Genomic DNA, 6,860 nt, shown 5'->3' with positions numbered 1-6,860 from the left:
GGCCGCCGCCGAGGCCGCCGCGGCGGCGCAGGCGGCCGCCCGCGCCGCCGGGGTGGAGCCGGGGGCCAGCCCGGGCAACAAGCCGGAATGAGCGGCGGCGTCGCGCGCTGACGCGTGGTCCTGAGAGGGGCTTCGCCCCTCTCAGACTCTCCCGACCAAAGGCCTGAGGCCTTTGGAAACCCATCCGTGGGTTCCCCCTGAAGGCGGGTGCAGGGGGCCCTGCCCCCTGCTGGGGGTGAGGGGGCAAAGCCCCCTCAAGCCACTGGCTACTGGCCCTTCTGGCGCAGCGAGGCGAAGTAGCTGGCCACCGCCTCGATATCCTCCACCGGCATGCGCTGGGCGATGCCGTGCATGACCGTCACCTGGTCATTCTGCCGCCGGTCCGCGCGCCAGGCGTTGAACTGCGACAGGATATAGGCGCGCGGCTGCCCGGCGAGCGGGGGCAGCATGTCCCCCTGCCCGCGCCCGGCGAGGCCGTGGCAGGCGCCGCAGGCGGGGATGGCATGGGCATTGTCGCCGATCTCGGCGATCTGCCGGCCGCGCTCCACCTGGGCGGGGCTGGACAGCTCCGTCTCCGGCGCCTTCAGCGTGGCGACGAAGGTGGCCACCGCGCCGATCTCCACCGGCGAGAGCGCCTTGGCGAAGGGGCGCATCTGCTCGTTGGTGCGCTCGCCCGAGGCATAGTCGTAGAGCTGCTTGGCCACATAGTCGGCCGAGAGCCCGGCGAGGCGCGGATAGGGCGCGCCCGCCACCGGCACGCCCTGCGCGCCATGGCAGGTGGAGCAGGCGGCGACGCCGCCCCCGCCGCCGCGGTTGAAGATCTGCTCGCCCAGCCGCGCATCGCCCGTCAGCGCCACCTGGCTGTAGGGCGGCAGCCGCTCAGGCTGCGGGTAATAGGGGCCGCTGGGGGCGGCCGCCGTCTCGGGGTGGGTATAGGCGCTGCGCAGCAGCGCCGCCGGATTGCCGACCACCAGGGCACCGGCCAGGACGGAAATGCCCAGGCCAACCACCGTGACGCCGATGGCGAGCTTGCCGCCGCTCATGCCGGCACCAGCGGGCCGGGGGTGCGCAGGTATTCGTTCTTCACTTTTTCCGTCACGAAATAGGAGAGCGCGCCGATCGTGGAGGTCGGGTTCCAGGACGCATTCTGCGGGAAGAGATTGGCGCCGACCGTGAAGACGTTCGGCACGTCCCAGCTCTGCCCGTAGCGGTTGACGGCGCTGTTGGCCGGGCTGTCCCCCATGATGGTGCCACCGGTCAGGTGCGTCGTCTGGTAGGTGGCGGTGGAATAGGGCCGGCGCATCTTGTTCGGCACCGCCTGCTGCACGCCACGCATCCCCTTGGCGATCTCCATGGCGCGGTCCACCACGAAGTTGGACAGCTTCAGGTCCTGCTCGTTGTAATCATGGGTGATGCGCAGCAGCGGCTGCCCCCAGGCATCGGTATAGGTGGGGTCGAGGCTGAGATAGCTGCCGCGCTGCGCCTGCGAGGCGCCCGAGGTGCCGAGGGTGATGGCGTGGTTGTAGTAGCGCTTCAGCGCCGCCTTGTAGGCGCTGCCCCAGCGCGGCGTGCCGGGCGGGGTGGGGCGGAAGGTGATGGGCCCCGCGCCCACGACCTGGATCTGCACATAGGCGCCGCCCACGAAGCCGAGCGGCCCGTGGTCGAAATTGTCGCCGTTGTAATCGTCCAGCGTGACGGCGGCCGCGCCCGCCCCCATGAAGGGGTTGAGGTGGAAATCCTCGCTGAAGAACAGCTGCACATTGCCGCGCGACTGGTGGGTGAAGTTGCGCCCCACCTGCCCCTCATTTGTGGAGGGATCGTAAGGCGTACCAATCCCAGACAGGAGGAAAAGTCGCGCGTTGTTGATGGCGAAGGCGCAGGAGAACACCATCTCCGCCGGCTGGAACAGCTCTTCCCCGGCGGCATCGACATAGGTGACGCCCGTGGCGCGCTTGCGGTCCGCCGTCAGCTCGATGCGCAGCACATGGGCATTGGTGCGCAGCTCGAAGCTCGGCTGCTTCAGCGCGGCGGGCAGGATGCAGATATTGGGCGACGCCTTGGCGAAATGCTCGCAGCCATGGCTGGCGCAGAAGCCGCAATAGGCACAGGGGCTCATCTGCAGCCCCTCGCTGTTCACATAAGGCCGCGTGACCAGGGAGGCGGGCTGGATGAAGGGGTGCAGCCCCAGATTGGCCGCCGATTCCCCGAACAGCGCGGCGGCGAAGGGCACCTTCATCGGCGGGTTGGGGTATTCGCTCTGGCGCGGCGCCTCGAAAGGGTTGCCGCCGACGATCTTCTGCCCGCGCAGATTGCCCGCCTTGCCGGAGGTGCCCGCCAGGCGCTCGAACTTCTCGTAATAGGGTTCGAGGTCGCTGTAGCTGACGGGCCAGTCCTGCGAGGTCAGCCCCTCCAGGATGCTGGCGCCGTATTTCTGCGTGTAGTGGCTGCGCAGCCTGAACTCGACCTCGTCGAAGCGGTAGGTCACGCCCGCCCAGTGCGCGCCAGCGCCGCCCAGCTTGTCGCCGGGATAGGCGAAGGTGAAGCTGCGCATCGGCAGCGCCGTCTCGCTGGTGGCGTTGCGGAAGGTGTAGGTTTCCTTCGCCGCGTTCTGGTGCATCTCATGGCGGCGGTCGTATTTCAGCTCGTCATGCACCTGGGGCGGCGCCCAGTCGGGCGAGGTCCATTGCGGCGCGCCGCGCTCCAGCATGACGACGCGCTGGCCGGCCGCGGCCAGCTCCTTGCCGATGATGCCGCCGGACCAGCCGCTGCCGATGATGACGACATCCGTCGCCGGAAGGGTGCGGGCCATCAGAGCTTGCCCTCCGGGGCCGCGCTGTCCCCATGCCGGGCATGGGCGTGGTCGGCCAGCGAGACGGGGGGCCGGTTGTAGGGCAGGTTGTGCCGTTCGATCACGTTGAAATAGCTCGAATAATATCCAGGGAAGCCGACCAGCTTCCAACCCACCATGTCCTGGTTCCCGCCATGGATCGGGTCGGCGAAGAAGCTTTCCAGGGTGGCTTCCATCATCTGGCTGAAGAAGATGCCGCCCGGCAGCGGGCCAAGGGCGAGCTGGTTCTTCTCCAGCGCGGTGATGACCTGGTCCTGGGTGGCGGTATCGAGTTCGGCGAAGCGCCTGCCGCCCTGCTGCTGGCGGCAGACCTCATCCAGCTGGGCGAGGCCGAGGCGGAACAGCTCCGCCGGGGCGAGGCCGAGCTGGTAGCCCTGCGCCGCCGTGCCCCTGGCGATCGGACCCTTGGTGTAGAGATGCGCGCCCGCGCCCCAGGCGCCGGCCAGCTGGCGGTCCAGGAAGATGGCGCCGCCGGCCTCCCGCGCGCCGGGGCCGTTGCCATCGGCCGGCAGCAGCCGGCCCATCAGGGCCTCCACCGCCTCGACCTCCAGCGGGTTGAGGAAGAGCCAGGCCTGCGGGCGTGGCGGGGTGGTGGGGCCAGTGGCGGGGCCCGTGGCGGGCGTGGCGGGCGTGGCGGCGGGGGTGGCGCCGGGCGCGGGCGGGGCGGCATGGCCGGCATGCGGCGCCTGGGCGCGCGCACCACCGGGGAGCAGCGCGGCCGGCAGGGCGGCAAGGCCGCTCAGCACGTGGCGACGCCACAGGGAGACAAGTTCGCTCATGAAACGGCAGGGCTTTCCTTGGGGCAGCGTTGTGCTTTCCGGCCGTTCCTTATGTCCCTCAACGGATTGCCCGCGGGTAAGCGGGAAGCTGCGCCCGGCCGGCGGCGCCGCAGGGGGACAACGCCGGCAGGGACCGCGAGGAAGCCCGCTTTGGGCGAAGCCAGACCGGGCGTAAAGGGCGGGCCACGGGCGGAGGGCGGACCCGCCTGTCCGCAACATGACAAAATGGCAAGGTTGCGAGGGCTTTTGCCCGGCGCCGATCCTGACTATCTGCCTGCCAGCACAGGAGGGCACCAGATGCAGCTCGATCCGCAGGGGGTGGCCCCGGAAGATCTCAGCCACGCCGGTTCGGTGGTGGACAAGGCCATCGAATACATGATGGAACAGAAGATCGCGCCGATCTCGATCGCCTCCGCCCTGCTGGGTGGCGCGCTCGGGCTGATGGCCCGCACGATGCGGGATGAGGCCATCGCCAACGTGCTGCGCAGCGCGCTGGCCTCCGTCGAGGCCGGCGAACTGGCCGAGATGCGCCAGTCCGCCCCCCCCTCCCCCGGCGCCATGTGAGCGCCATGCGAGGCTGGCGGGGCAGGAAGAATGCCCCGCGCGCGGCTTTTCCGCCGCCGAATCCTTGACTCTCCGCGGGGCGCGGGTCATACGCGCCCTCTCTTTCTCACGTTGGGTGTGCGGTCACTGCCGCGACCCCGATCGCCATTTGAAGGGTAGCGCCATGGCTCGCCGTTGCGGCATCACCGGCAAGGGCGTGCTGACGGGCAACAACGTCAGCCACGCCAACAACAAGACTCGTCGCCGGTTCCTCCCGAACCTGCAGGAGACTTCGTTCTTCTCCGACGTGCTCGGCACCTCCGTGCAGATCCGCCTCTCCACGAACGGCATCCGCACCGTGGAGCACAATGGCGGGCTGGACTCCTTCCTGCTCGGCACCCCGGACCGCAAGCTGCCGGCCGAGGCCCTGACCCTGAAGCGCCGCATCCTGAAGGCGCAGGAGAAGAAGGCCGCCGTCGCGGCCTGACATCTCCCCGGCGCGGCACCGCCGCGCCCCAGATGAGCGACCAACGCGCCATGCCCCGCATGGCGCGTTTTTTCATTCCCGAAAGCGTTATCCCAAGCAGAGGCCCGCTTTTTACCGTCGCTTAGGGTCTATGGCCGAGCATCGGGCCATGTCTCAATTTTGGCTCATCCCCCTGGTCGTTCTGCCGCTGCTGGCAGGGCTCGCGCTCTGGCAGTGGCACCGCCGCCGCAAGGCCGAGCAGCAGGCCGCGCTGATGGCCCGCGCCCTGGCTGAGCGCACCCGCCACCTGGATCTCTTCGCGCAGGAACTGCACGGGCTCGGGCTCAGCCTGATGGGCCAGGGTGCGGAAAGCCCGGATGCGCGGGTGGAGAGCCATGGCCGCAGCCTGCTCGGCCTGGCCGCCGACGTGCATGACGTGGCCGCCCAATGCGCCGGCCCGCGCGTGCTGAAGGAGGAGAACACCGCCCTCGCCCCGCTGCTGCAGGAGGCGATCGACCAGGTCTCGCTCGCCCTATCCCCCGGGCAGCGGCAATGGCGCGTCGCGCCCGAGCTGATGGAGACCACCCTGCTGGCGGACCCGCGCGCGCTGCGCGGCGCCATCGCCCAGGTGCTGACCCGCGCCGTGCGCCACACCCGCGATGGCGACCCCATCGCCCTGCACCTCGTCCGCAGCGACGAGACGGTGGCCATCGTGGTGGAGGATGAAGGCGCCGGCTTCACCGCCGAGGATCTGCGCACCGCCAGCGACAAGCGCGGCACGCGCGGGCTGGGCCTCGGCCTCGTCGTCGCCCGGCAGCTGCTGCACGCGCATGAGGGCGACCTGACGATCGAGGCCGTGCAGGGCATCGGTGCCCGCACCTGGCTCACCCTGCCCCGGCGGCGCCTGCTGGCGCATGCGTCGTAAGGAAAATAAGGGAAGAGGTTCTTTTTTGAAAAAAAGAACCAAAAAACTTTTTTCAGTTTGCGTTCCGCCTCGGGCCTGAGGCGGAACGCCAACTGAAAAAATCTTATTCATCAAACGGCAAGCCGACGTAATTCTCCGCCAGCGCCGTCGCCGCCGCGCGGGAGGTGCGGACGAAATCCAGGTCCGCCAGATGGATGCGCTGCTCGAAGGGGGTTTCGCCCTCGTTCCGGTGCAGCATGGTGGTCATGTACCAGGAGAAGCGCTCGCCCTTCCAGATGCGGCGCAGCACGGTGGCGCTATAGCGCTCCAGCTTCTCGCTGCTGTTGCGGCGGTACTTTTCCTCCAGCGCGCGGGAGAGCACAAGCACATCCGCCACCGCCAGGTTCAGCCCCTTGGCGCCGGTGGGCGGCACGATATGCGCGGCATCCCCGGCCAGGAAAAGGCGGCCATACTGCATCGGCTCGCAGACGAAGCTGCGCAGCGGGATGATGCCCTTCTGGAAGATCTCGCCCTCCTGGAGCTGCCAGCCATCTTCCGTGGCGAGGCGGGCATGCAGCTGGTCCCAGATGCGGCGGTCGGACCAGTTGGCGATGTCATCCTTCGGGTCGCACTGGATGTACATGCGCTGGATCTCGGGCGAGCGCGTGGAGAGCAGCGCGAAGCCCTCGCCCTGGTTGGCATAGATCAGCTCGTGCCAGGAGAGCGGCGCGCGCGCCAGGATGCCGAGCCAGCCGAAGGGATAGATCTTCTGGTACTCGGTGCGCTGGCTGGCCGGGATGGCCTGCCGCCCCGGGCCATGGAAGCCATCGGCGCCAATGACGTAATCACAGTCCAGCCGCTCCTCCGCCCCCTCGGCACCGCGGCGGAAGGTGATGAAGGGCCGGTCCGTGTCCACATCGCGGATCGCCGTGCCGCTGACGCTGAAAAGAATTTCTCCGCCATCGGCGAGGCGGGCGGCGATCAGGTCCTTCAGCACCTCGTGCTGGGCATAGACGGTGACCTTCTTGCCGTTGGTCAGCTCCTCCATGTCCAGGTGCAGGCGCTGGCGGTTCCATTGCAGGGTGATGCCGGTGTGGAAATGGCCCTCGCGCTTCATGCGCTCGCCGAGGCCCATCTGGTGCATCAGCTCCACCACCCAATGCTCCAGCACGCCGGCGCGGATGGTGCCTTCCACATCGGCGCGGCTGCGGCTTTCGAGGATGACACTCTCGATGCCGGCACGGTGCAGCAGATGCGCGAGAAACAGCCCCGCCGGCCCGCAGCCGACGATGCCCACCTGGGTCCTCATGGACTTTTCCT

The 6,860-nt window shown here is 68.9% G+C and carries 7 protein-coding genes; 3 read left to right on the top strand and 4 right to left on the bottom strand.

The genetic code is table 11. The features are described 5' to 3' along the window. Positions 1–266: 266 nt before the first annotated feature. From NON00_RS06890 to NON00_RS06880, 3 genes are read right to left on the bottom strand one after another with little or no spacing between them, the layout of a single operon-like run. Positions 267–1,043 (bottom strand): cytochrome c, encoded by a 777-nt coding sequence (locus NON00_RS06890; protein ID WP_256018933.1) that lies wholly within the window; start codon positions 1,041–1,043, stop codon positions 267–269. Further along, positions 1,040–2,809 carry a GMC family oxidoreductase gene (locus NON00_RS06885; RefSeq protein ID WP_256018930.1) on the bottom strand — a complete coding sequence of 590 codons (1,770 nt, stop codon included), beginning with the start codon at positions 2,807–2,809 and terminating at the stop codon, positions 1,040–1,042. The genes NON00_RS06890 and NON00_RS06885 overlap by 4 nt, the downstream gene beginning before the upstream one ends. Beyond that, positions 2,809–3,627, bottom strand: coding sequence for a gluconate 2-dehydrogenase subunit 3 family protein (locus tag NON00_RS06880; RefSeq protein WP_256018929.1), 819 nt, complete (start codon positions 3,625–3,627; stop codon positions 2,809–2,811). The genes NON00_RS06885 and NON00_RS06880 overlap by 1 nt, the downstream gene beginning before the upstream one ends. A gap of 297 nt (positions 3,628–3,924) precedes the next feature. Here NON00_RS06880 and NON00_RS06875 point away from each other — a divergent pair, with 297 nt between their 5' ends. The 3 genes from NON00_RS06875 to NON00_RS06865 all read left to right on the top strand — a co-directional run bounded on the left by NON00_RS06875 (position 3,925) and on the right by NON00_RS06865 (position 5,561). Then, a complete protein-coding gene (locus tag NON00_RS06875; RefSeq protein ID WP_256018928.1) occupies positions 3,925–4,191 on the top strand; it encodes a hypothetical protein in 267 nt (88 codons plus the stop codon). A 163-nt stretch (positions 4,192–4,354) separates the two neighbouring features. Beyond that, positions 4,355–4,657, top strand: a complete 303-nt coding sequence (rpmB, locus tag NON00_RS06870) for a 50S ribosomal protein L28 (RefSeq protein ID WP_256018927.1) — start codon at positions 4,355–4,357, stop codon at positions 4,655–4,657. A 148-nt stretch (positions 4,658–4,805) separates the two neighbouring features. Beyond that, positions 4,806–5,561 carry a sensor histidine kinase KdpD gene (locus NON00_RS06865; protein WP_256018926.1) on the top strand — a complete coding sequence of 252 codons (756 nt, stop codon included), beginning with the start codon at positions 4,806–4,808 and terminating at the stop codon, positions 5,559–5,561. Positions 5,562–5,664: 103 nt separating this feature from the next. Here NON00_RS06865 and NON00_RS06860 read toward each other — a convergent pair whose 3' ends face one another. Next, a complete protein-coding gene (locus NON00_RS06860) occupies positions 5,665–6,849 on the bottom strand; it encodes a 4-hydroxybenzoate 3-monooxygenase (protein ID WP_256018925.1) in 1,185 nt (394 codons plus the stop codon). Between the last annotated feature and the right edge of the window lie 11 nt (positions 6,850–6,860).

It is taken from the genome of Roseomonas sp. GC11, from assembly GCF_024437745.1.
GTDB lineage: Bacteria > Pseudomonadota > Alphaproteobacteria > Acetobacterales > Acetobacteraceae > Pseudoroseomonas.
The sequence above is the reverse complement of the archived record's forward strand: the minus strand, read 5'-3'. Positions and strand labels throughout refer to the sequence as shown.